This is a genomic window from Pseudomonas sp. GV047, from assembly GCF_003058245.1.
Classification (GTDB): Bacteria; Pseudomonadota; Gammaproteobacteria; order Pseudomonadales; family Pseudomonadaceae; genus Aquipseudomonas; species Aquipseudomonas marginalis.
Window position 1 is genome coordinate 302,377 of the sequence record NZ_QCWA01000005.1, and the last position, 22,270, is coordinate 324,646.

The 22,270-nt window shown below is 62.3% G+C and carries 18 protein-coding genes; 11 read left to right on the forward strand and 7 right to left on the reverse strand.

The window, feature by feature from the left end:
• From murD to lpxC, 9 genes are all read left to right on the forward strand, one after another.
• On the forward strand, positions 1-1,347 hold the full coding sequence (murD, locus tag C8K58_RS15155; protein ID WP_108573902.1) for a UDP-N-acetylmuramoyl-L-alanine--D-glutamate ligase: 1,347 nt from the start codon (positions 1-3) through the stop codon (positions 1,345-1,347).
• A complete protein-coding gene (gene ftsW, locus C8K58_RS15160; RefSeq protein ID WP_065924256.1) occupies positions 1,344-2,567 on the forward strand; it encodes a putative lipid II flippase FtsW in 1,224 nt (407 codons plus the stop codon). The genes murD and ftsW overlap by 4 nt, the downstream gene beginning before the upstream one ends.
• Positions 2,557-3,627 (forward strand): undecaprenyldiphospho-muramoylpentapeptide beta-N-acetylglucosaminyltransferase, encoded by a 1,071-nt coding sequence (gene murG, locus C8K58_RS15165; protein WP_108573903.1) that lies wholly within the window; start codon positions 2,557-2,559, stop codon positions 3,625-3,627. Before ftsW ends, murG begins: the two co-directional genes overlap by 11 nt.
• The gene (gene murC, locus C8K58_RS15170) at positions 3,620-5,068 is read left to right on the forward strand and encodes a UDP-N-acetylmuramate--L-alanine ligase (protein ID WP_027604760.1); all 1,449 of its coding nucleotides are present in this window, start codon (positions 3,620-3,622) and stop codon (positions 5,066-5,068) included. The genes murG and murC overlap by 8 nt, the downstream gene beginning before the upstream one ends.
• The gene (locus tag C8K58_RS15175) at positions 5,065-6,021 is read left to right on the forward strand and encodes a D-alanine--D-alanine ligase (RefSeq protein WP_027604759.1); all 957 of its coding nucleotides are present in this window, start codon (positions 5,065-5,067) and stop codon (positions 6,019-6,021) included. Before murC ends, C8K58_RS15175 begins: the two co-directional genes overlap by 4 nt.
• Positions 6,022-6,025: 4 nt before the next feature.
• Complete coding sequence (locus C8K58_RS15180) at positions 6,026-6,895, forward strand: cell division protein FtsQ/DivIB (RefSeq protein ID WP_027604758.1); 870 nt, start codon at positions 6,026-6,028, stop codon at positions 6,893-6,895.
• A 15-nt stretch (positions 6,896-6,910) separates the two neighbouring features.
• Positions 6,911-8,173, forward strand: coding sequence for a cell division protein FtsA (ftsA, locus tag C8K58_RS15185; RefSeq protein WP_027604757.1), 1,263 nt, complete (start codon positions 6,911-6,913; stop codon positions 8,171-8,173).
• 74 nt (positions 8,174-8,247) lie between these two features.
• On the forward strand, positions 8,248-9,453 hold the full coding sequence (ftsZ, locus tag C8K58_RS15190; protein ID WP_017526184.1) for a cell division protein FtsZ: 1,206 nt from the start codon (positions 8,248-8,250) through the stop codon (positions 9,451-9,453).
• A 112-nt stretch (positions 9,454-9,565) separates the two neighbouring features.
• Entirely contained in the window at positions 9,566-10,477 is a 912-nt protein-coding gene (gene lpxC / locus C8K58_RS15195; protein ID WP_003171886.1) for a UDP-3-O-acyl-N-acetylglucosamine deacetylase, read from the forward strand.
• A gap of 106 nt (positions 10,478-10,583) precedes the next feature.
• Here lpxC and C8K58_RS15200 read toward each other — a convergent pair whose 3' ends face one another.
• The 6 genes from C8K58_RS15200 to C8K58_RS15225 form a co-directional block, all read right to left on the reverse strand.
• Positions 10,584-12,077: a sensor domain-containing diguanylate cyclase gene (locus C8K58_RS15200; RefSeq protein ID WP_027604756.1), complete on the reverse strand. Its 1,494-nt coding sequence runs from the start codon at positions 12,075-12,077 to the stop codon at positions 10,584-10,586.
• A gap of 86 nt (positions 12,078-12,163) precedes the next feature.
• Positions 12,164-13,492, reverse strand: coding sequence for an OprD family porin (locus tag C8K58_RS15205; RefSeq protein WP_027604755.1), 1,329 nt, complete (start codon positions 13,490-13,492; stop codon positions 12,164-12,166).
• A 288-nt stretch (positions 13,493-13,780) separates the two neighbouring features.
• Positions 13,781-15,145: a heavy metal sensor histidine kinase gene (locus C8K58_RS15210; RefSeq protein ID WP_027604754.1), complete on the reverse strand. Its 1,365-nt coding sequence runs from the start codon at positions 15,143-15,145 to the stop codon at positions 13,781-13,783.
• Positions 15,135-15,812, reverse strand: a complete 678-nt coding sequence (locus tag C8K58_RS15215; protein ID WP_027604753.1) for a heavy metal response regulator transcription factor — start codon at positions 15,810-15,812, stop codon at positions 15,135-15,137. The genes C8K58_RS15210 and C8K58_RS15215 overlap by 11 nt, the downstream gene beginning before the upstream one ends.
• Positions 15,813-15,843: 31 nt before the next feature.
• Positions 15,844-18,939 carry a multidrug efflux RND transporter permease subunit gene (locus tag C8K58_RS15220; RefSeq protein ID WP_027604752.1) on the reverse strand — a complete coding sequence of 1,032 codons (3,096 nt, stop codon included), beginning with the start codon at positions 18,937-18,939 and terminating at the stop codon, positions 15,844-15,846.
• On the reverse strand, positions 18,936-20,102 hold the full coding sequence (locus tag C8K58_RS15225) for an efflux RND transporter periplasmic adaptor subunit (protein ID WP_092356171.1): 1,167 nt from the start codon (positions 20,100-20,102) through the stop codon (positions 18,936-18,938). Before C8K58_RS15225 ends, C8K58_RS15220 begins: the two co-directional genes overlap by 4 nt.
• Before the next feature lie 213 nt (positions 20,103-20,315).
• On the opposite strand from C8K58_RS15225, the gene C8K58_RS15230 reads away from it, so the two are divergent.
• A complete protein-coding gene (locus tag C8K58_RS15230; protein ID WP_092356174.1) occupies positions 20,316-20,549 on the forward strand; it encodes a hypothetical protein in 234 nt (77 codons plus the stop codon).
• Between the two features lie 166 nt (positions 20,550-20,715).
• Positions 20,716-21,498 (forward strand): transporter substrate-binding domain-containing protein, encoded by a 783-nt coding sequence (locus C8K58_RS15235; RefSeq protein ID WP_027604749.1) that lies wholly within the window; start codon positions 20,716-20,718, stop codon positions 21,496-21,498.
• A 17-nt stretch (positions 21,499-21,515) separates the two neighbouring features.
• On the opposite strand, the gene C8K58_RS15240 is transcribed toward C8K58_RS15235, so the two are convergent.
• Positions 21,516-22,259 (reverse strand): YkgJ family cysteine cluster protein, encoded by a 744-nt coding sequence (locus tag C8K58_RS15240; RefSeq protein ID WP_027604748.1) that lies wholly within the window; start codon positions 22,257-22,259, stop codon positions 21,516-21,518.
• Positions 22,260-22,270 lie beyond the last annotated feature (11 nt).

Genomic DNA, 22,270 nt, shown 5'->3' on the forward strand with positions numbered 1-22,270 from the left:
GTGTCCCTGATCGCTTCAGACCACTTCCGCATCGTTGTCGGCCTCGGCAAGAGCGGCATGTCCCTGGTTCGCTTCCTGGCGAACCGGGGCACGTCGTTTGCCGTGGCCGATACGCGGGAAAATCCACCGGAGCTGGTCACGCTGCGCCGTGACTACCCGCACGTGGAAGTGCGTTGTGGCGAGCTGGATGTCGAGTTTCTGTGCCGCGCCGATGAGCTCTACGTGAGCCCCGGCCTGGCCCTGGCGACACCGGCCCTGCAAGCCGCAGCGGCCCGTGGCGTGAAGCTGTCCGGCGACATCGACCTGTTTGCACGCAATGCGAAGGCGCCGATCGTGGCCATCAGCGGTTCCAACGCGAAAAGCACCGTGACCACCCTGGTCGGCGAGATGGCCATGGCGGCCGGCAAGCGCGTGGCCGTGGGCGGCAACCTCGGCACGCCGGCGCTGGACCTGCTCAGCGACGACGTCGAGCTGTACGTGATGGAACTGTCGAGCTTCCAGCTGGAAACCACCCACGACCTGGGTGCTGAAGTGGCCACCGTGTTGAACGTCAGCGAAGACCACATGGACCGCTACAGCGGCCTGCCGGCGTACCACCTGGCCAAGCACCGGATCTTCCGCGGTGCCAGGCAATTTGTGGTCAATCGCCAGGATGCGCTGAGCCGTCCGCTGATGGGCGAGGGCATGCCGTGCTGGACCTTCGGCCTGGGCAAACCCGACTTCAAGGCCTTCGGCATTCGTGAAGGGAATGGCGAGAAATACCTGGCCTTCGAATTCCAGAACCTGATGCCGGTGCGCGAGCTGAAAATCCGTGGCGCCCATAACCAGTCCAACGCGTTGGCCGCGTTGGCGTTGGGACACGCCGTGGGTTTGCCGTTCGACGCGATGCTGTCGAGCCTGCGCACCTTCGGCGGCCTTGAGCATCGCTGCCAGTGGGTCCGCGACCTTAATGGTGTCAGTTACTACAACGACTCCAAGGCCACCAACGTGGGGGCCGCATTGGCCGCCATCGAAGGCCTGGGCGCCGATATCGAAGGCAAGCTGGTGCTGATCGCCGGTGGCGACGGCAAGGGTGCAGATTTCAAGGACCTCAAGGCACCGGTGGCTGCTCATTGCCGCGCCGTGGTGTTGATGGGCCGCGACGCCGATTTGATCGCCGCCGCGCTTGGCGATGCCGTGCCACAGGTGCGTGCCACCTCCCTGGACGACGCCATTGCCCAGTGCCAAGCCCTGGCCCAACCAGGCGATGCGGTACTGCTGTCGCCGGCGTGCGCCAGTTTCGACATGTTCAAGAACTACGAAGAGCGCGGCCAGTTGTTCGCCCGCGCCGTGGAGGGCTTGGCATGAGCATCGATTTCAGAAACATCATCAAGCCGTACCCGTCGCCGATCATCACCGGGCGTGGCATCGACCTTGATTTCCCAATGCTCGCCGGTTGCCTCGCGCTGCTGGGCCTGGGCCTGGTGATGATCACCTCGGCTTCTTCCGAAGTGGCCGCCGTGCAGTCGGGCAATACCCTGTACATGATGATCCGTCACCTGGTGTACCTGATCATCGGCCTGGGCGCGTGCATCGTCACCATGATGATCCCCATCGCCACCTGGCAGCGCCTGGGCTGGCTGATGCTGATCGGCGCGTTCGGCTTGCTGATCATGGTGATCCTGCCCGGCATCGGCCGCGAGGTGAACGGCTCGATGCGCTGGATCGGCTTCGGTGCGTTCAACGTACAGCCGTCGGAAATCGCCAAGGTGTTCGTGGTGATCTACCTGGCCGGTTACCTGGTGCGTCGCCAGAAGGAAGTGCGCGAAAGCTGGATGGGCTTCTTCAAGCCATTCATCGTGCTGTTGCCGATGGCCGGCCTGTTGCTGATGGAACCTGACTTCGGCGCCACCGTGGTGATGATGGGCGCGGCTGCGGCGATGCTGTTCCTCGGCGGCGTGGGCTTGTTCCGCTTCAGCTTGATGGTGGTGCTGGCGGTGGCTGCGGTGACCATCCTGGTACAGGCGCAACCGTACCGGATGGCGCGTCTGATCACCTTTACCGACCCCTGGTCCGACCAGTTCGGTTCCGGCTACCAATTGACCCAGGCCTTGATCGCCTTCGGTCGTGGCGAATGGCTGGGCGTGGGCCTGGGCAACAGCGTGCAGAAGCAGTTCTACCTGCCGGAAGCGCACACCGACTTCGTGTTCTCCGTACTCGCCGAAGAACTCGGCGTGGTCGGCTCGCTGTGTACCGTCGCCCTGTTCGTGTTCGTGTGTGTCCGCGGCATGTACATCGGCCTGTGGGCCGAGAAGGCCAAACAGTATTTCGCCGCCTATGTGGCCTACGGCTTGTCGTTCCTGTGGATCGGCCAGTTCCTGATCAACATCGGGGTGAACGTCGGCCTGCTGCCGACCAAGGGCCTGACCTTGCCGTTCCTCAGCTATGGCGGCAGTTCGTTGGTGATCTGCTGCGCCTGTCTTGGCTTGTTGCTGCGCATCGAGTGGGAGAGTCGAACCCACCTGGGCAGCGAAGAGATGGAGTTCAGCGAAAGCGACTTCGCCGAGGAGCCGACCCATGGGCGCTAACGTGCTGATCATGGCCGGCGGCACCGGGGGCCATGTGTTCCCGGCCCTGGCGTGCGCGCGGGAATTCCAGAACCGTGGCTACACCGTGCACTGGCTGGGTACACCGCGCGGCATCGAAAACGAGTTGGTGCCGAATGCGGGATTGCCGTTGCACCTGATCAACGTCACGGGCCTGCGCGGCAAGGGCACGTTGTCCCTGCTCAAGGCACCGTTCGTGTTGCTCAAGGCGGTGTGGCAGGCGCGCAAGGTCATCCGTGAATTGCAGCCGGTGTGTGTGCTCGGCTTCGGTGGTTATGTGACCGGCCCCGGTGGCGTCGCCGCCAGACTTGCCGGCGTGCCGGTGATCGTGCACGAGCAGAACGCCGTGGCCGGTACCGCCAACCGTTTGCTGGTGCCGTTGGCTGCGCGGGTGTGCGAGGCGTTCCCCAACACCTTCAGTTTGTCGGATAAGCGCCGTACCACCGGCAACCCGGTGCGCACCGAGCTGTTTATGGATATCGCCCGCGAAGCACTGGCGGGGCGCAAGGCGCACCTGCTGATCCTGGGCGGAAGCCTGGGTGCCGAGCCGCTGAATAAATTGCTGCCGGAAGCCGTGGCGCAACTCCCCGTGGAATTGCGCCCGGAGATCTTCCACCAGGCCGGCAAGAACCACGATGAAGTCACCGCCACGCGTTATCGCGAAGCCGGTGTGGCGGCCAATGTGCAGCCCTTTATCAAAGACATGGCCCATGCCTATGGCTGGGCCGACCTGGTGGTCTGTCGCGCGGGTGCGCTGACCGTCAGTGAACTGGCTGCTGCCGGTCTGCCGTCCTTGCTGGTGCCCTTGCCCCACGCCATCGACGATCACCAGACCCGCAACGCCGAATATTTGGCCGGGGAGGGCGCTGCCTTCCTGCTGCCGCAAAGAACGACTGGCGCCGCCGATTTGGCCGCACGCCTGACCGAGGTTTTGATGCAACCGGAACGACTCAACAACATGGCGAGCACCGCAAGCCGCCTGGCCAAACCTGACGCAACCCGCACCGTGGTCGATATCTGCCTGGAGGTGGCCCATGGTTGAGAATCAGAAAGCCATGCCACAACCGGAAATGCGCCGCATCCGTCGCATCCACTTCGTCGGTATCGGCGGCGTGGGCATGTGCGGCATCGCCGAAGTGTTGCTGAACCTGGGCTACCAGGTGTCCGGCTCGGATTTGAAAGAGTCGCCGGTTACCGAGCGCCTGAAGTCCTTTGGCGCGCAGATCTTTATCGGTCACCGCGCCGAGAACGCTGCCGAGGCTGACGTGCTGGTGGTGTCCAGCGCCGTGAACACCTCCAACCCGGAAGTGGCCACTGCTCTTGAGCGCCGCATTCCCGTGGTGCCACGCGCCGAGATGCTCGCCGAGCTGATGCGCTATCGCCACGGCATCGCCGTCGCCGGTACCCATGGCAAGACCACCACCACCAGCCTGATCGCCTCGGTGTTCGCCGCCGGTGGCCTGGACCCGACCTTCGTCATCGGTGGCCGCCTGAATGCAGCCGGTACCAATGCCCAACTCGGTACCAGCCGCTACCTGATCGCCGAAGCCGATGAAAGCGACGCCAGTTTCCTGCACCTGCAACCGCTGGTCGCTGTGGTCACCAACATCGACGAAGATCACATGGCCACCTACGACGGTGACTTCAACAAGTTGAAGAAAACCTTCGTCGAGTTCCTGCACAACCTGCCGTTCTACGGTCTGGCCGTGCTTTGCCTGGACGACCCGGTGGTGCGTGAAATCCTGCCCCAGGTCAAGCGTCCGACCGTGACCTACGGCTTCAGCGAAGACGCCGACGTGCGCGCGATCAATGTGCGCCAGGAAGGCATGCAGACCTACTTCACCGTGCTGCGTCCCGACCGCGAGCCGCTGGATGTGTCGGTGAACATGCCGGGCAACCACAACGTATTGAATTCCCTGGCGACCATCTGCATCGCCTCCGACGAGGGCGTCAGCGATGAAGCCATCGTCGAGGGCCTGTCGCGCTTTGCCGGTGTCGGCCGACGCTTCCAGGTCTACGGCCAACTGCCGGTGGAAGGCGGTGACGTGATGCTGGTGGATGACTATGGTCACCACCCGACCGAAGTTGCCGCGGTGATCAAGGCCGTGCGCGGTGGCTGGCCGGAGCGTCGCCTGGTGATGGTCTACCAGCCGCACCGCTATAGCCGCACCCGCGATTTGTACGACGATTTCGTCAATGTATTGGCCGATGCCAACGTGCTGCTGCTGATGGAAGTCTACCCGGCCGGTGAAGAACCGATCCCCGGCGCCGACAGCCGCAAGCTGTGCAACAGCATCCGCCAGCGCGGCCAGTTGGACCCGATCTACATCGAGCGCGGTGTGGACCTGGCGCCGATCGTCAAGCCGCTGCTGCGCGCCGGCGACATCCTGCTGTGCCAGGGTGCCGGTGATATCGGTGGCCTTGCGCCCAAGTTGCTGGCGAGCCCGCTGTTTGCGGCCGCCAAGAAGGGGGCGTCGAAATGACTGCTGACTACGGCTCCCTGTTTTCGACAATCGCGCCAGCCGACTTCGGCCGCGTGGCCGTGCTGTTCGGCGGCAAGAGCGCCGAGCGCGAAGTGTCGCTCAAGTCCGGCAACGCCGTGCTCGATGCGCTGCAAAGTGCCGGCGTGAATGCGTTCGGGATCGACGTGGGCGATGACTTCCTCGCCCGCCTGCAGGCCGAGAAGATCGACCGTGCCTTCATCATCCTGCACGGCCGTGGCGGTGAAGACGGCAGCATGCAGGGCCTGTTGGAGTGTGCCGGTATCCCTTACACCGGCAGCGGCATCCTCGCTTCGGCACTGGCCATGGACAAGTTGCGCACCAAGCAGGTGTGGCACAGCCTGGGTATTCCGACCCCGCGTCACAGTGTTCTGTGCAGCGAAGACGATTGTATTTCTGCAGCCAAGGAACTGGGCCTGCCTTTGATCGTCAAACCTGCCCATGAAGGCTCCAGTATCGGCATGGCTAAAGTGAACTCGGCCGCCGAATTGATCGACGCATGGAAAGCGGCAAGTACCTACGATTCGCAAGTGTTGGTGGAACAGTGGATCCAGGGTCCCGAGTACACCATCGCCACCCTGCGTGGCCAGGTATTGCCGCCCATCGCATTGGGCACGCCCCACACCTTTTACGACTACGACGCCAAGTACCTGGCCTCCGATACCCAGTACCGGATCCCGTGCGGCCTTGACGCAACCAAAGAACAGGAATTGATGGACCTCACGGCGAAAGCCTGTGAGGCGTTGGGTATTGCCGGTTGGGCACGGGCAGACGTGATGCAGGATGACCAAGGGAATTTCTGGTTCCTGGAAGTCAACACCGCACCGGGCATGACCGACCACAGCCTGGTACCGATGGCCGCTCGCGCAGCCGGCCTGGATTTCCAGCAGTTAGTGCTGGCGATTCTGGCCGCCAGCATCGAGCCAAGAGGCTAAGGACATGAAAGGCGCATCGCTTCGTCATCAGCCCCCACAAGCACCGAGCCGCAAGCCGGTGCCACGGGGTGCCAGTCGAATGGTGGCTAAAGAGCCGATGTCGGCGCGCCTGCCGAAAGCCAACTTTGGTTTCCTCAAGGCGCTGTTCTGGCCGGTGATGCTGGTGGTGTTGGGCTTCGGCACTTACGAGGGCGCGCAGCGTCTATTGCCGTACGCCGACCGGCCGATCACCAAGATCAGCGTGCAGGGCGACCTGAGCTACATCAGCCAGCAAGCGGTGCAGCAGCGTATCGGCCCGTTCCTGGCCGCGAGCTTCTTCACCATTGACCTGGCCGGTATGCGTCGGGAGCTGGAGCAGATGCCGTGGATCGCCCACGCCGAAGTCCGCCGCGTCTGGCCGGACCAGGTGACGATCCGCCTGGAAGAGCAACTGCCCGTGGCCCGTTGGGGCGATGAGGCGCTGTTGAACAACCAGGGCCAGGCGTTCACTCCGCGTGAGCTGGCCAACTACGAGCACCTGCCGCAGCTGTTCGGGCCGCAGCGGGCGCAGCAGCAAGTGATGCAGCAGTACCAGGCCCTGAGCCAGATGCTGCGGCCAATGGGCTTCTCCATTGCACGCCTGGAACTGCGTGAACGGGGCAGCTGGTTTTTGACGACCGGGGCAGGCAGTTCCGGCCCGGGCATCCAGTTGTTGCTGGGACGCGACCGCCTGGTGGAAAAGATGCGCCGTTTCATCGCCATCTATGACAAGACCTTGAAAGAACAGATTACGAACATTGCGAGCGTCGACCTGCGTTACGCCAACGGCCTTGCCGTCGGCTGGCGTGAACCGGCTGCGCCCACGGCAGCGCAACCCGCTGTCGCGAAGAATTAAGAAGAGGCAGGACCCATGGCAAACGTGCAAAGCGGCAAAATGATCGTCGGTCTCGATATCGGCACCTCCAAGGTGGTGGCGCTGGTGGGCGAGGTCGGGGAAGACGGCACGATCGAAATCGTCGGTATTGGCACGCATCCGTCCCGTGGCCTGAAGAAGGGCGTGGTGGTCAACATCGAGTCCACCGTGCAATCGATCCAGCGCGCCATCGAAGAAGCGCAGCTGATGGCCGGTTGCCGGATTCACTCGGCGTTCGTCGGCGTGGCGGGCAACCATATCCGCAGCCTGAACTCCCACGGCATCGTGGCGATTCGCGACCGTGAAGTCAGCGCCGCCGACCTTGAGCGCGTCCTCGACGCCGCCCAGGCCGTGGCGATCCCGGCTGACCAGCGCGTGCTGCACACCCTGCCGCAGGACTACGTGATCGATAACCAGGAAGGCGTCCGCGAGCCCCTGGGCATGTCGGGCGTACGTCTGGAAGCCAAGGTCCACGTGGTGACCTGTGCCGTCAACGCCGCGCAGAACATTGAAAAATGCGTGCGCCGCTGCGGCCTGGAAATCGACGACATCATTCTCGAGCAGCTTGCCTCCGCGTATTCGGTACTGACCGACGACGAAAAAGAACTGGGCGTATGCCTGGTAGACATCGGCGGCGGCACCACCGACATCGCGATCTTCACCGAGGGTGCGATCCGTCACACCGCCGTGATCCCGATTGCCGGCGACCAGGTGACCAACGACATCGCCATGGCGCTGCGTACACCGACCCAGTACGCCGAAGAAATCAAGATCCGCTACGCCTGCGCCCTGGCCAAGCTGGCCGGTGCCGGTGAAACCATCAAGGTGCCAAGCGTGGGCGACCGTCCACCGCGTGAGTTGTCGCGCCAGGCCCTGGCCGAAGTGGTCGAGCCGCGCTACGACGAGCTGTTCACCCTGATCCAGGCTGAACTGCGCCGCAGCGGCTACGAAGATTTGATCCCGGCCGGCATTGTGCTGACCGGTGGCACCTCGAAGATGGAAGGCGCGGTCGAACTGGCCGAGGAAATCTTCCACATGCCGGTCCGCCTGGGTGTTCCCCATGGCGTCAAAGGCCTGGGCGACGTGGTGCGCAACCCGATTTATTCCACCGGTGTGGGCTTGCTGTTGTACGGGCTGCAAAAGCAGACCGACGGCATTTCCCTGTCGGGCCCGAGCAACCGTGACAGCTACCGCAGCGACGACGAGGCCAAGGCGCCGTTGTTCGAGCGGCTGCAGGCGTGGGTCAAGGGCAATTTCTAAAGATTTACCGCAACACCGCAGCACCGAAACAAGCAGTAGGCGAAAAAACTAGAGAAAACGAAAGGAGAGGGAACATGTTCGAACTCGTAGACAACATCCCCGCCAGCCCGGTCATCAAAGTGATCGGTGTCGGCGGTGGCGGCGGCAACGCTGTCAACCATATGGTCAAGAGCAACATTGAAGGCGTTGAATTCATCTGCGCCAACACTGATGCCCAGGCGCTGAAAAGCATCGGCGCGCGGACCATCCTGCAATTGGGCACAGCCGTGACCAAGGGCCTCGGCGCCGGCGCCAATCCGGAAGTCGGCCGTCAAGCCGCCCTGGAAGACCGCGAGCGTATTGCCGAAGTGCTGCAGGGCACCAACATGGTGTTCATCACCACGGGCATGGGCGGCGGTACCGGTACCGGTGCAGCGCCGATCATTGCCGAAGTGGCCAAGGAAATGGGGATTCTGACGGTCGCGGTCGTGACCCGTCCGTTCCCGTTCGAAGGCCGCAAGCGCATGCAGATCGCCGACGAAGGTATCCGTCTGCTGTCTGAAAGCGTCGACTCGTTGATCACCATTCCCAACGAGAAGCTGCTGACCATCCTGGGCAAGGACGCGAGCCTGCTGTCCGCGTTCGCCAAGGCTGACGATGTACTGGCCGGTGCCGTTCGCGGTATCTCCGACATCATCAAGCGCCCGGGCATGATCAACGTCGACTTTGCCGACGTCCGTACTGTCATGAGCGAAATGGGCATGGCGATGATGGGCACTGGCTGCGCCAGCGGTCCGAACCGTGCACGCGAAGCCACCGAAGCGGCCATCCGCAACCCGTTGCTGGAAGACGTGAACCTGCAAGGCGCACGCGGCATCCTGGTGAATATCACCGCCGGTCCTGACCTGTCCCTGGGTGAGTACTCCGATGTGGGTAGCATCATCGAAGCCTTCGCTTCCGAGCACGCCATGGTCAAGGTCGGTACCGTTATCGATCCGGACATGCGCGACGAGCTGCACGTGACCGTGGTTGCCACCGGCCTGGGCGCGAAAATCGAGAAGCCTGTGAAGGTCATCGACAACACCCTGCATAACAGCCAGGCCAGCCACGCGAGCCAAGCGGCTGCCGCTCCAGCGCCTTCGCGCCAGGAACTGCCGTCGGTGAACTACCGTGACCTGGATCGTCCGACCGTGATGCGCAACCAGGCTCAGGCCGGTGCTGCGGCGTCCCGTAGCCCGAATCCGCAAGATGATCTGGACTACCTGGACATCCCGGCATTCCTGCGTCGTCAGGCCGATTAATGGAATGTATCAGGGCTATGAAGGTGATTGGTGTTCAGCAAAGGTCTGGTCTGCTATTATCGCCAGCCTTTGTTGATACCAGTTCGCAATTTGCGCTGAAGCGGTCCAAGCCATGATTAAACAACGCACCCTGAAGAATATTATTCGTGCCACAGGTGTAGGTCTGCACTCCGGGGAGAAGGTATACCTGACCCTCAAGCCTGCACCTGTCGACACCGGCATCGTGTTTGTGCGTGCCGACCTGGACCCTGTGGTGCAGATTCCTGCTCGCGCGGAAAATGTTGGCGAAACCACGATGTCGACCACGTTGGTCAACGGTGACGTCAAAGTGGACACGGTGGAGCACTTGCTCTCGGCCATGGCCGGTTTGGGCATCGATAACGCCTACGTCGAGCTCTCCGCGTCCGAAGTCCCGATCATGGATGGCAGCGCTGGACCCTTCGTATTCTTGATTCAATCTGCCGGCCTGGAAGAACAGGACGCAGCCAAGAAGTTCATACGCATTCTGCGGGAAGTGACAGTAGAAGACGGCGACAAGCGCGCCACCTTCGTCCCGTTCGAAGGCTTTAAAGTGAGCTTTGAGATCGATTTCGATCACCCGGTATTCCGTGACCGCACCCAGAGTGCAAGCGTGGATTTTTCCAGCACTTCGTTCGTAAAAGAAGTCAGCCGCGCCCGTACCTTTGGTTTCATGAGTGACATCGAGTACCTGCGCAAGCACAACCTCGCACTCGGCGGCAGCGTTGAAAACGCCATTGTGGTCGACGCGGATGGTGTACTGAACGAAGACGGCCTTCGCTATGAAGACGAATTCGTGAAGCACAAGATCCTCGATGCAATCGGTGACCTCTACCTGCTGGGCAATAGCCTGATAGGCGAGTTCAAAGGCTTCAAGTCGGGCCACGCCCTTAACAACCAGCTGCTGCGCAAGTTGATTGAGCAGACAGACGCTTGGGAAGTCGTGACCTTCGAAGATGCCAGCACCGCACCGATCTCTTACATGCGTCCCGTTGCGGCGGTGTAAGTAACAACTCTCTTTCTTTAGTTTTTAAAGGCTGCCTTCGGGTGGCCTTTTTTTATGTGCCTGTGACGCGCCTCCCTCGTTCCCATGCGCAGCGTGGTGGCGATCATCACCCCTCACTGGCATCCACAATCCGATTGCGCCCCGTGTGCTTGGCCTCATACAACGCCCGGTCCGCACTGAGCAGCAAGCCCTCCAGGGACATCCGGCTGCGCTTGTCCCGGGTGCTCATGCCGATGCTCGCCGTGATCGGCTGCTCATCCCCCGCCACCCGCGGCAAATGTTCGATGCTGCTGCGGATATGCTCGGCGATGACCCACGCGCCCTTGGCGTCCGTATTGGGCAGCACCACCGCGAACTCCTCGCCGCCGTAACGCGCTGCGAGGTCGGCAGGGCGGCGGATATTGGCGCTGATAACCTGGGCCACCGTGCGCAGTGCTGCATCGCCACCATGATGGCCGTGGCGGTCGTTGAAGGCCTTGAAGTGGTCCACGTCGATCATCAGCACAGTCAGTGGTTCGAGCGAACGTTGCGCCCGGTCCCATTCAAGGCGCAGGCGTTCGTCGAGGATGCGGCGGTTGGCCAGGCCGGTCAGGGCGTCGGTGGCTGCCAGTTCTGACAGGACGCGCTCTGCGCGATAACGGCGGCGCAGTTCCCGGCGCAGCATCCAGGTCAGCCATAACAAGCCGATACACAGGATGCCCGTGGCGCCACTGGTCAGCAGTGCGGCGCGCTTCCAGGGGGCGAATACATCTTCACTGGACAGGGCCACCACCACAATCAGCGGCAGGTCTCCGACATTGGTGAAGGTGTACAGGCGCTCCTTGCCGCTGATGGCAGAGATGGCCTGGAAGCTGCCACTGCCTTCGCGCAGCATGCGCTTGAAGTTGGGACGTTCGCTCAGGTCCTTGTCGATCATGTCGCGCTCCAGCAGCGGTTGCTGGGCGAGCAAAATGCCTCGGTTGCTCAGCAGGTTGACGCTGCTGCCGTTGCCGATGGTGAGCGTACTGAAAAGCTGATCGAAGTACGCCAGGCGCATGGTTGCGACGGCAACGCCGGCAAATTCACCATTGGGGCCTGATACGCGCCGACTGAACGCCATGCGCCAGACCTGGTCGCAATCGCAGTGGATCTTGAACGGTCGGCTGATGAACAAACCGGCCTGGGCGTCTTTGGCATGCACCTGGAAGTAATCGCGGCTGGCAAAGTTGCGCGGGGTGGGCTGCAGGGTGGAAGAGTCCGCGATCACCGCGCCGTCGGCGTCCAACAACAACACTTCACCCTTGAAAGGTGCGGCAGTGGACAAGTCAAACTGCACCAGGTGCTGGATATTCGCCGTAACCTGGGACAGGTCTTCGCGTTGTTTGGCGGCAATCAACCCTTTGAGTGCCAGGTCGTAGAGCTCGACGTTCCGTAGCACGTCGGCGTTGATCAACTGGGCGATATTGGTGGTTGAGCGCGTAGCGGCCTGCAGGGTGCTGGCGTGTTCGCGGATCAGCAACGCGGCGACGATGACCACGATCAAGACAACAGTGATACCGCTGCCCAGAACCATTAACAGTTCTGGGCGTGCGGCCAGGGTACGGACACGGCGTTGACTCATCGGGCAGACTTCAGCGATGTGGATGCTGGCAGTTTAGTTCTACCCGATGAAAATTAAATACTCGGTTAAAAAGAAAGATCTGCGCGTTAGAACACGTTGATCGGGTAGTCGACGATCACTCGGTACTCATCCACATCCCGGTCCACCGCCGAGTAGCCATGACTGCCACGATTGGTTGCCCATTGCAGGCGCATCGCCAGATCCTTGGCCTTGCCGCCCTGCACCACATACTTCACATCGATATCCCGTTCCCAGTGTCTGGCGTCCTTGCCATCGGCGCTGTACCAGGCACTGTAGCCACGGCTTTGCGGGTCGACCTTGGTCAGGTCGGTCTTACCGCTGATGTAGGACACCGCCGAGGTCAGGCCAGGCATGCCGAGGCCCGCGAAGTCGTAGGCGTACTTGAGCTTCCATGAGCGCTCATTGGGGCCGTTGAAGTCCGAGTATTGCTGGGAGTTGTCCAGGTACACGCTGTCGCCCTGGCTGATGTAGTCGAACGGCGTGTTGCCGTTGACCCGCTGGTAGGCGGCGGTGACGCTGTGGTGGCCCACGCCGACGGTGAAGTGCAGGCTGTAGGTGTTGTTGTCGATATCCCCGAGCAGCGACTGGCCGGTGTCCTGGGTGTGGTAGTAGTGCAGGCCCGGGTTGAGGCTGACCAGGTCGTTCAGCGCGTAGGTGTAGTCCAGGTCGTAGTAGTACTGGTGCCACACGTCCTTGAGTTCGGAAGCGTACAGGTTGCTGGTCACTCCCGGGATGCCGCTGAACGACACGCCCGCCCAATTCATGTGCTGGCTGTCAGCGTTGCTGGGCAATGCGCCATAGCTGGTGCCGATGCGTCGGTGACCACTCTGGTTGTAGAGCTTGGTGAAGCTGGCCTGGCCGCCTTCGAGCATCCAGCCGTCGAAACTGTGGTTGCTCAGGCTCACGCCACGGAAAGTCTGCGGCAGCATGCGCGTCATGCCGCCGGCGATCACCGGGTTGTTGAGGAACAGGTCACCGGCCTTCAGCTCGGTGTCGAAGGCGCGCATCTTCAAGGTGCCCCCTGCGGTGGAGAACGCACCGGGCGCTTTGCCGCTGCCGTCAGCACTGCCGTAGGGAAGGATGCTGGAACCGTCGGTGCCGCCACCGCCGTCGAGCTTGAGGCCAAGCATGGCGTGGGCGTCCAGGCCGAAGCCGACGGTGCCCTGGGTGTAGCCGGATTCGAAGGTGCCAATAAAACCTTGGCCCCATTCCTTGCTGTCATCGGTGTGGAGGTCGCGACGGTCGCGGTTCATGTAGTAGTTGCGGGTGTTGATGTCGAGGTGCGAGCCTTCGACGAATCCGTCGGCGGGGGTGGTGTCTGCCGCGTGGGCAAGGGGAACGATCGTTGCTGCAATCGCGAGGAATAACGGGGTGAACGTCAGCGAGTTCTTCACCGGTGGAGCTCCTTTGGTCAATCGAAAACGGCCAGTGTCGTGGGGGTGTGCCTGGCCTTTTTTTACCGCAAAAAAAAGCCGCTGAAGTCAGCGGCTTTAAGACAGATTCCCAGTGTAGAGCCCTGGAAATAAGTCGAGGGAAATTCGGGTAAGCGGGTCAGCTGCCTTTGCCGTCGCGCTCATCGATGCGTCAAATTAACGCAGGCGAGCGCTGCGATACAGAGTGTAACAAGATAATGACTGTTGCCAAAACAGCAACAGTGATGCTGAGGGCCATGGGGGAGATGTCTAGACCGGCAGGGTAATGCCAAAGGTATTGCCGCTGACATCGCTGCGCACGAACACATCACCGCCGTGCATCAAGGCAATCGCCTTGACGATGGCCAGCCCCAAGCCGTGATTCGCCCCGCTGTTGCTGCGCGACGCGTCCACCCGATAGAAGCGTTCGAACAGCCGGGGCAGGTGTTCGCTGGCAATCACGTCACCAGGGTTGGTCACGCCGATTGCCACCTGATGCTCCAGCACGTCGATGTTCACGTCGATCACCTGCCCGGGCGCGGTGTGCTGCACCGCATTGCTCAGCAGGTTGATCAGGGCGCGGCGCAGGTGGGCTTTTTCGATCTGCACCCGGGCGTCGCCATGCACGCGTACCTGAACCTGGGCGTCTTCAAGGATGAAGTCCAGGTAGTCGAGAGTGGTCGCCACTTCATCGGCCAGGGAGCTTTCGCTCAGCTTGGTGGCCTTGCTGCCCTGGTCGGCGCTGGCGAGGAACAGCATGTCGTTGATGATCGAACGCAGGCGTTCCAATTCCTCGAGATTGGATTGCAGCACCTCGAAGTAGTGCTCGGCCGAGCGCCCGCGTGTCAGGGCAACCTGGGTCTGGCCGATCAGGTTGGTCAGCGGCGAGCGCAGTTCGTGGGCGACGTCGGCGTTGAACGACTCCAGGCGCGAGTAGGCCTGTTCCACGCGGTCCAGAGTGGCGTTGAACGAGTTGACGAACTGACTCAGCTCCGGCGGCAGCGGCGACAGTTGCAGGCGCCCGGAGAGCTTCGGTGGCGCCAGTTTCTGTGCTTCATCCGAGAGTTTGCCCAGCGGCTTGAGGCCAATGCGCGACACCCAGAACCCCAGCAGCGCGGCCAGCACCACGCCGACCAGCGCCAGGCTGACCAGCGCCACCAGCAGGTGGTGCTGGGTGGCGCGGAAGTTTTCGGTGTCGATGGCAATCATGAAGCGCAGCGGCGGGCGTTGGTCCTTGGCCGGGAACTGGCTCACCAGCACCTTGAACGGGTACTCGCGCCCCGGCAGGCGCAGATCCCGCTTGCCGGTCGGGCCCTCGGCGAAGGCGCGGATCTGCGCATCGGGGTTGCCATACTCGTAGGTCGGATCGCTGCTGACGACCCAGAAGCGGATGCGCTTGTCTTCCTCGCCGAGTAATTTGAGCTTGGCTTGAATCTTCACCCAATGGTCCGGCGTGCCGAAGCGGTTCACAGAGGATTCCAACACGCTGTAGCGCGCGTCCAGCTCCGCCCCTGGCAGCAAGCCCAGGCTGCGGTCCACCTGCTGATACAGCGCGCCGCCGATCAACAGGAATATCAGCGCCGCCACCAGGGTGAACATGCTGCTGAGGCGCAGGGCAATGGAGTTAGCCGACACTGCGATTCTCCAGCACATAACCCATGCCGCGAATGGTGTGCAGCAGCTTGTGTTCGAACGGCCCGTCAAGCTTGGCGCGCAGGCGCTTGATGGCCACCTCGACCACGTTGGCGTCGCTGTCGAAATTGATGTCCCAGACCATTTCCGCAATCGAGGTCTTGGAGAGGATTTCGCCCTGGCGCCGCGCCAATACGCTGAGCAGCGAGAACTCCTTGGCGGTCAGGTCCAGGCGCACGCCATTGCGGCTGGCCTTGCGGCTGATCAGGTCGATCCACAGGTCGGCGACCGTGACCTGCACCGGTTCATGGCCGCCGCTGCGGCGGGTCAGGGCTTGCAGGCGCGCCACCAGTTCGAGGAAGGAAAACGGTTTGCCGAGGTAATCGTCGGCGCCTTCGCGCAGGCCGCGGATACGGTCTTCCACGCGCTCGCGGGCGGTGAGCATGATCACCGGCGTCTGCTTGCGCGCGCGTAATGCACGCAGCACGCCAAAGCCATCGAGGCCGGGCAGCATCACGTCGAGCACGATCACCGCGTAATCGTTCTCCAGCGCCAGGTGCAGGCCCTCGACACCCTCGCGCGCCACATCGACGGCGTAGCCTTGCTCCGTCAGGCCGCGGTGCAGGTAATCGGCGGTTTTTTCTTCATCTTCAACAATCAGTACGCGCATGAGCCTTTTGCTCCAGGACGGTGCCTTGGCCTCAATGTGTGGTTGCCAGCTCAGCCGCTGGTTTGGGCCGGTGGAAAAATTTCTCAAGGTACAAGTATATGACCGGTGTGGTGAACAGCGTCAGCGCCTGGCTCACCAGCAAGCCGCCGACTACCGCGATGCCCAGGGGCTGGCGCATTTCCGCGCCAGGGCCGGCGCCGAGCATCAGCGGTACCGCGCCCAGCAGGGCGGCGAGTGTGGTCATGATGATCGGCCGGAACCGCGTGATGCAGGCTTCATAGATCGCCTCCTCCGGCGGTAGCCCGCGCACCCGCTGGGCGTCCAGGGCAAAGTCGATCATCAGGATGCCGTTCTTCTTCACGATGCCGATCAGCAACACCAGGCCGATCAGCGCCATGATCGAAAAGTCCTGGCCCATCAGCGACAGCATGATCAGCGCGCCCAGCCCCGCCGAGGGCAAGGTGGAGATAATCGTCAGCGGGTGCACGAAGCTCTCATACAACACACCCAGAATGATGTAGACCGCCACCAGCGCCGCGAGGATCAGCCACGGCTGGCTGGCCAGCGAACTCTGGAACGCCTGGGCCGCGCCCTGGAAGTTGCCGATGATGGTGGTCGGCATGCCGATTTCATTCTTGGCCTGGTTGAGCATGATCACCGCGTCACCCAGCGCCACACCGGGTGCCAGGTTGAACGACAGGTTGGCGGCGGGGAACATGCCGTCATGGCTGATGGACAGAGGCCCCACGGTCGGTGGGTCGACCTTGGCCACTGCCGACAACGGCACCATCTCATTGGTCAGCTTTGATCGCAGGTAGAAGTAGTTCAGGCTTTCGGCCTTGCCGCGCTGTTGGCTGTCCAGCTCCAGCACCACCTGGTACTGGTTGATCTCGGTCTGGAACTCGTTGATCTGGCGCTGGCCGAAGGCGTCGTAGAGCGCCTGGTCGACATCGGTGGCGGTCAGGCCAAAGCGCGCGGCGGCCTGGCGATCAATGCTGATATGGGTGATGCTGCCGCCCAGTTGCAGGTCGTTGGACAGGTCGCGAAACGCCGGGTTGGCGCGCAGTTTTTCGGTCAGGCGCTGGGTCCAGGTGTTGAGTGTCGGGCCGTCGTTGCTCTTGAGCACGTACTGGTACTGGGCACGGCTGGGGCCGGAGCTGAGGTTGATGTCCTGGCCCGCGCGCAGGTACAGCACGATGCCCGGCACTTTCGCGAGCTTGGGCCGGATGCGGTCGATGAACTGGCTGGCGGACACGTCGCGATCACCGCGGTCTTTCAAGGCGATCCAGAAGCGCCCGTTGGCGATGGTCTGGTTGCTGCCGGTCACCCCCACCGAATGGGAAAAAGCCTGCACCGCCGGGTCATCCTTGACGATCTCGGCCAGGGCCTTGTGCTTGGCGACCATGTCCGGGTACGACACATCCGCCGCCGCCTCACTGGTGCCGAGCACAAAACCGGTGTCTTGTACCGGAAAGAAGCCCTTGGGGATAAACACGTAGCCGGCCACGGCCAGGGCCAGGGTCACCACGAATAGCGCGGCCATGCTGCGCTGATGGGCCAGCGCGCGACGCAGGTTGCGCGCGTAGCCGGCCAGCAGGCGTTCGCTGAAGCCGGGTTTGTCGTGGGCCGGATGGGTCGGGGCGCGCATGAACAGCGCGGCCAATGTCGGTGCCAGGGTCAAGGAGACCACCACCGAAATCAGGATGGTCGAAGTGGCCGTCAGCGCGAACTCCTTGAACAACCGTCCGACCACACCGCCCATGAACAGCAGCGGAATAAACGCCGCCACCAGCGAGAAGCTGATGGACACCACGGTAAAGCCAATCTCGCCGGCGCCCTTGATCGCCGCTTCGCGCTTGTCGAGCCCCGCTTCGAGGTGGCGGTGAATGTTCTCCACCACCACGATGGCATCGTCGACCACAAAGCCCACGGCGATCACGATCGCCACCAGTGTGAGGTTGTTCAGGCTGAAGCCCATCAGGTACATCAGGGCAAAACTGGCGACCAGCGACACGCCGAGCACGCTGGACACAATCAGCGTCGCCGACAACTGGCGCAGGAACAGCGCCATCACCGCCACCACCAGCAGGATGGCGATCAGCAGGGTGACTTCCACTTCATGCAGGGACGCGCGGATGGTCTTGGTGCGGTCGGTCAATACGCTGACCTGCACCGAAGCCGGCAGCATGCCTTGCAGGCGCGGCAGTTCGGCCTGGATGCGGTCCACCGTCTCGACAATGTTGGCGCCGGGCTGGCGCGAGATCACCAGGTTGACCCCCGGTGTGTCGCCGGACCAGGCCTGCACGTAGGCGTTTTCCGAACCGTTGATGACTTTGGCGATATCGCGCAGTTGAACGGGGGCGCCATCCTTGTAGGACACGATCAGTCGGGCGTAGTCCTCCGGGTGAAACAGCTGGTCGTTGGTCGACAGGGTCGACACGCTGTTCTCGCCGTAGATCGCACCCTTGGCCAGGTTGAGGCTCGATTGCTGGATGGCCAGGCGAATATCGGCCAGGGTCAGGCCGATGGCCGCGAGTTTGTCGGGGGACGCCTGCACGCGGATCGCCGGGCGCTGCTGGCCGGTAATGTTGATCTGGCCGACGCCGTCGATCTGGCTGATCTGCCGCGCCAGCAGGGTTTCCACATAGTCGCTCAACTCGGTGCTGGGCATGCTGTCGGAGCTGACACTGAGGATCAGTACCGGGCTGTCCGCCGGGTTGACCTTCTTCCAGGTGGGCAGGCTCGGCATGTCGCTGGGCAGCTTGCCGGATGCGGTGTTGATCGCTGCCTGCACTTCCTGCGCGGCGGTGTCGATGCTCTTGTCGAGGGTGAATTGCAGGGTCAACAGGCTTGAGCCCAAGGCACTGCTGGAGGTCATCTGGGTCATGCCGGGAATGGCGCTGAACTGCACTTCCAGCGGCGTCGCCACCGAAGACGCCATGGTGTCCGGGCTGGCGCCAGGCAGTTGTGCGGTGACCTGGATCGTCGGAAATTCCGCCTCCGGCAGTGGCGCGATGGCCAGGCGCGGGAAGGCAATGATCCCGAGCAGCACCAGGGCAAACGTCAGCAGCAGGGTGGCGACCGGGTGGTCGACGCACCAGGCCGAGGGTGAACGGCTGCCGTTCATGGCTGCACCTTGGTATCGACGGTCTGGATCACCTGCGGGGGTTCCTTGAGCACCTCCACCTGGGCACCGGCCTTGAGCCGCGACTGGCCATCACTGACCAGTAGATCACCGGCCTGCACGCCCTTGATGATGTTGATATCGCTGTTTTGATAGGTGACTTGCACCGGCACCACGTCGACCTTGTCACCGTTGACCCGGTACACGAAGTGCGAATCCAGGCCGCGTTGCACCACGGTCGGCGGCACCACCAAGGCATTTTTGTCGAGGGCGGTCTGGATCTTGATGGTCACCAGCTGCCCCGGCCACAGGCGTTGCGAGGCGTTGTTGAACTCGGCCTTGGCGCGCACGGTGCCGGTGGTGGAGCTGATCTGGTTGTCGATCAGGCTCAAGTGGCCTTCGCCGAGCAAGTCGCCGGTCTGGCCGTCGGTGTCGGCACCCAGGTAGGCGTCGACGCTGGCCTTGGCAGGCGCGGCGATCAGGCCTTGCAGGGTCGGCAGCATCTGTTGCGGCAAAGAGAACTCAACGGCAATCGGGTCGATCTGGGTCACGGAGAACAGGCCCTGGGTATCGCTGGTGCGCAGGAAGTTGCCTTCATCCACATTGCGAATACCGACGCGGCCACTGACCGGTGAGCGAATCTGGGTGTAGGACAGCTGGACCTGGGCTGCATCGATGGCGGCCTGGTTACCTTGGACGGTGGCCTTGAGCTGGTTGACCAGGGCTTGTTGCTGGTCGTAGGTCTGCTTGGATACGCCGTCGTCGACGCTCAATTCCTTGTAGCGCTTGAGGTTGACCAGCGCCACCTGCAACTGCGCCTGGCTTTCGCCCAGTTGCGCCCTGGCCTGGTCGAGACTGGCGCGGATCGAGCGATCATCGATTCTGGCCAGTAGGTCACCGGCCTTGACCCACTGGCCTTCCTTGACCGGCAATTGGGTGAGAATGCCGTCGACCTGCGGGCGAATGACCACACTGTGCAGGGACAACACCGTACCGATGCCGCTGACAAAGCGTGGAATGTCCTGCTGCGCTACGCTCACCACCCGCACCGGGATCGCGGTGGGTGCTGCCAGTCTGGCCTTGGCTGGGCGGGTCAGCGCCCAGGCTGCAACCGCCACGACCACGAGGACACCCACGATCAGGGCAGTTTTTCGTTGAATGTGCATGGGTGAGGCGCCGGGGCAAAGGATGGGGAGAGTGAGCGGTCTTTATAGCCCTTCAACCCGGTCAGCACGGTGACGGCTAACTGACAGCGCTGTCAGCAAACTCCGACCATTCGTACCGGTGGTGGTTAAAGATCTGAAGCTCGCAGGTATACTGCGCGCCAGTGTGGCCCGCAAGCCGGCCCCGCATCATTTTCTGCACGCCCCGGAGCTTTCATGACTTCCCCGACACAACCCCCTGTTGAAGCGACCGACAACGTCGATCCGGCCAGCGCCGAAGGCGTTGAAAAAGCCGAGATCCCGGCGTTCAAGTTTCCGTTCAAGCCGGGTGAGTTGGCTGGGGCCAGGAATGCGGCCCAACCGTGGTACAAAAACGGCGCCAAGAACGGCCATACCAAGTCGCCAGGCATGGCACCGCCGGGTACTCGTCGTTCGATGGGTAAACGCTGAGATTAACAAGTCGCACATCGTGTCGATTATTGCCTACAGCCTCTGCTGAAATTTCTGATTGTAGGCCTACGACCGTTTCTTGAAAGCTTGCACAGCCTTTGCTCTGCCCCTGTGATTTCAGGGGGAAGCAGGGCGATGCTGGTCTTTCCGGAAAAGGACGTCTCCCTTGGCTCTGATACACATCTGTGTAGTGTTTGCCCTGTTGCTTGCGGCGGATGCCTCTGCGGCCGATGATCCACCGCTGCGTGAAATCCGTTTCGCCGTTGCTGCACAGTTCCCCCCGTTCCAGAGCCGCGACCCGCAAGGGCAGTTGGTCGGCTTGAATATCGAGTTGGGCAACGCCCTGTGCGTGCAGTTGAATGCACGCTGCATCTGGGTCGACCAGGTGCTTGCCGAAGATTTCATCTCCCTTGAAGCCAGGAAATTCGACGCGATCATGGGGATGGCGCCGACGTCGCAACGACAACGCTGGGTGGGCTTCACCGATAACCTCTACCCCTTCACCACGCGCCTGGTGGCGCGCCGCATGTCCAACTTGCAGCCGCGGGTAAAGTCGCTCAAGGGCAAGCGTATCGGCGTGTTGCTGGGAAGTAGCCGTGAGGCGTTTGCCCGCTCGATGTGGGCGCCGAATGGCGTCATCGTCAAGAGTTTCTGGCTCAACAATGAATTGGTCAGCAGCCTTAAAACCGGCGAGATTGATGCGACCCTGCAAGGCACGGTAGAAATTCGTGAAGCCTTGCTCGACACCGAAGACGGCCACGATTTCGACTTCGTCGGCCCTGCCATTTCGTCCGAGCTTTTGGGCGATGGTGTGGCCATCGCGGTGCGCAAACCTGACACCGCATTGCGCAACGAACTCAACTGCGCCCTTGAACAACTGAAGCAGAGCGGCGAGTACCAGCGGATCATCCAGCCCTACCGCCTTGACGCCGTTCCTGCAGAGCACTGATCGGCGGCCTTCAAGGTCTACGCCGCCCGCAGCGAGATAAACGCATAGTTGGCCGGCACCTCGGTGGCAATCTGCGCGCCGGCATCCAGCAACTGTTCGGCGATATCCATCCCCGATACATGAAACACCCACTCATTGGCCACGGCCGGCCGGTCCACCGCCAGCTCAATCGCCTGGGCAAACGCGCCCATGTCCGGCAGGTACGCGGTAAACCCATCACCCTTGAGGGCCGTGGTGCGGATGCCCAGCAAGGCGCACACCGCCTCCTTGGTCTGCACATCGTCTCGGTCGGCCTGGCGCGAGCGTTGGATCAGTTCCACCAGCTCCGGGTCCATCAATTCACCCCCGACGATCAACGCCGGGCCCTGTTCCCAGGATTCCGGCGGGCAATCCTTGGCGGCGGGGTTGAGCGGGATATGGGGGTTGATCTCCATCGGGTAGATGCGGCACACCAACGGGCGGCGCTCGTAGATGCGGCATCGGTTGTCTGCGTCAAGATTCCGGCAGCGCCCGGCGTTGTAGGCGGCAAAGGTGATTGCCACAAACGCCTCGGTGTTGCCGCTGGGCACCACCACCGAACGGCGCTCGGCATGTTCGCGCTGCAGTTGAGGCAGGCCCAGGCCATTGCTCAGGAAACCCTCCACCAGAACGATGACGTTACCGCCGTCAGCCGCCCATTGGCGGGCTTCCTGCAGGGTCAGGGGGACGTGATGATCGCTGCAGCATTTGCCGCAACCGACGCAGGAAAAATGGGTGTTCATGGCGGATCTGT

What these genes read in the sequence shown, in the direction of transcription:
- C8K58_RS15230 (WP_092356174.1), top strand. Translation starts at nt 20,316, where the DNA reads ATGACTTCCCCGACACAACCCCCTGTTGAAGCGACCGACAACGTCGAT.
- C8K58_RS15220 (WP_027604752.1), bottom strand. Translation starts at nt 18,939, where the DNA reads ATGAACGGCAGCCGTTCACCCTCGGCCTGGTGCGTCGACCACCCGGTC.
- ftsZ (WP_017526184.1), top strand. Translation starts at nt 8,248, where the DNA reads ATGTTCGAACTCGTAGACAACATCCCCGCCAGCCCGGTCATCAAAGTG.
- C8K58_RS15215 (WP_027604753.1), bottom strand. Translation starts at nt 15,812, where the DNA reads ATGCGCGTACTGATTGTTGAAGATGAAGAAAAAACCGCCGATTACCTG.
- murG (WP_108573903.1), top strand. Translation starts at nt 2,557, where the DNA reads ATGGGCGCTAACGTGCTGATCATGGCCGGCGGCACCGGGGGCCATGTG.
- C8K58_RS15240 (WP_027604748.1), bottom strand. Translation starts at nt 22,259, where the DNA reads ATGAACACCCATTTTTCCTGCGTCGGTTGCGGCAAATGCTGCAGCGAT.
- C8K58_RS15175 (WP_027604759.1), top strand. Translation starts at nt 5,065, where the DNA reads ATGACTGCTGACTACGGCTCCCTGTTTTCGACAATCGCGCCAGCCGAC.
- murC (WP_027604760.1), top strand. Translation starts at nt 3,620, where the DNA reads ATGGTTGAGAATCAGAAAGCCATGCCACAACCGGAAATGCGCCGCATC.
- C8K58_RS15225 (WP_092356171.1), bottom strand. Translation starts at nt 20,102, where the DNA reads ATGCACATTCAACGAAAAACTGCCCTGATCGTGGGTGTCCTCGTGGTC.
- C8K58_RS15200 (WP_027604756.1), bottom strand. Translation starts at nt 12,077, where the DNA reads ATGAGTCAACGCCGTGTCCGTACCCTGGCCGCACGCCCAGAACTGTTA.
- lpxC (WP_003171886.1), top strand. Translation starts at nt 9,566, where the DNA reads ATGATTAAACAACGCACCCTGAAGAATATTATTCGTGCCACAGGTGTA.
- C8K58_RS15180 (WP_027604758.1), top strand. Translation starts at nt 6,026, where the DNA reads ATGAAAGGCGCATCGCTTCGTCATCAGCCCCCACAAGCACCGAGCCGC.
- ftsA (WP_027604757.1), top strand. Translation starts at nt 6,911, where the DNA reads ATGGCAAACGTGCAAAGCGGCAAAATGATCGTCGGTCTCGATATCGGC.
- ftsW (WP_065924256.1), top strand. Translation starts at nt 1,344, where the DNA reads ATGAGCATCGATTTCAGAAACATCATCAAGCCGTACCCGTCGCCGATC.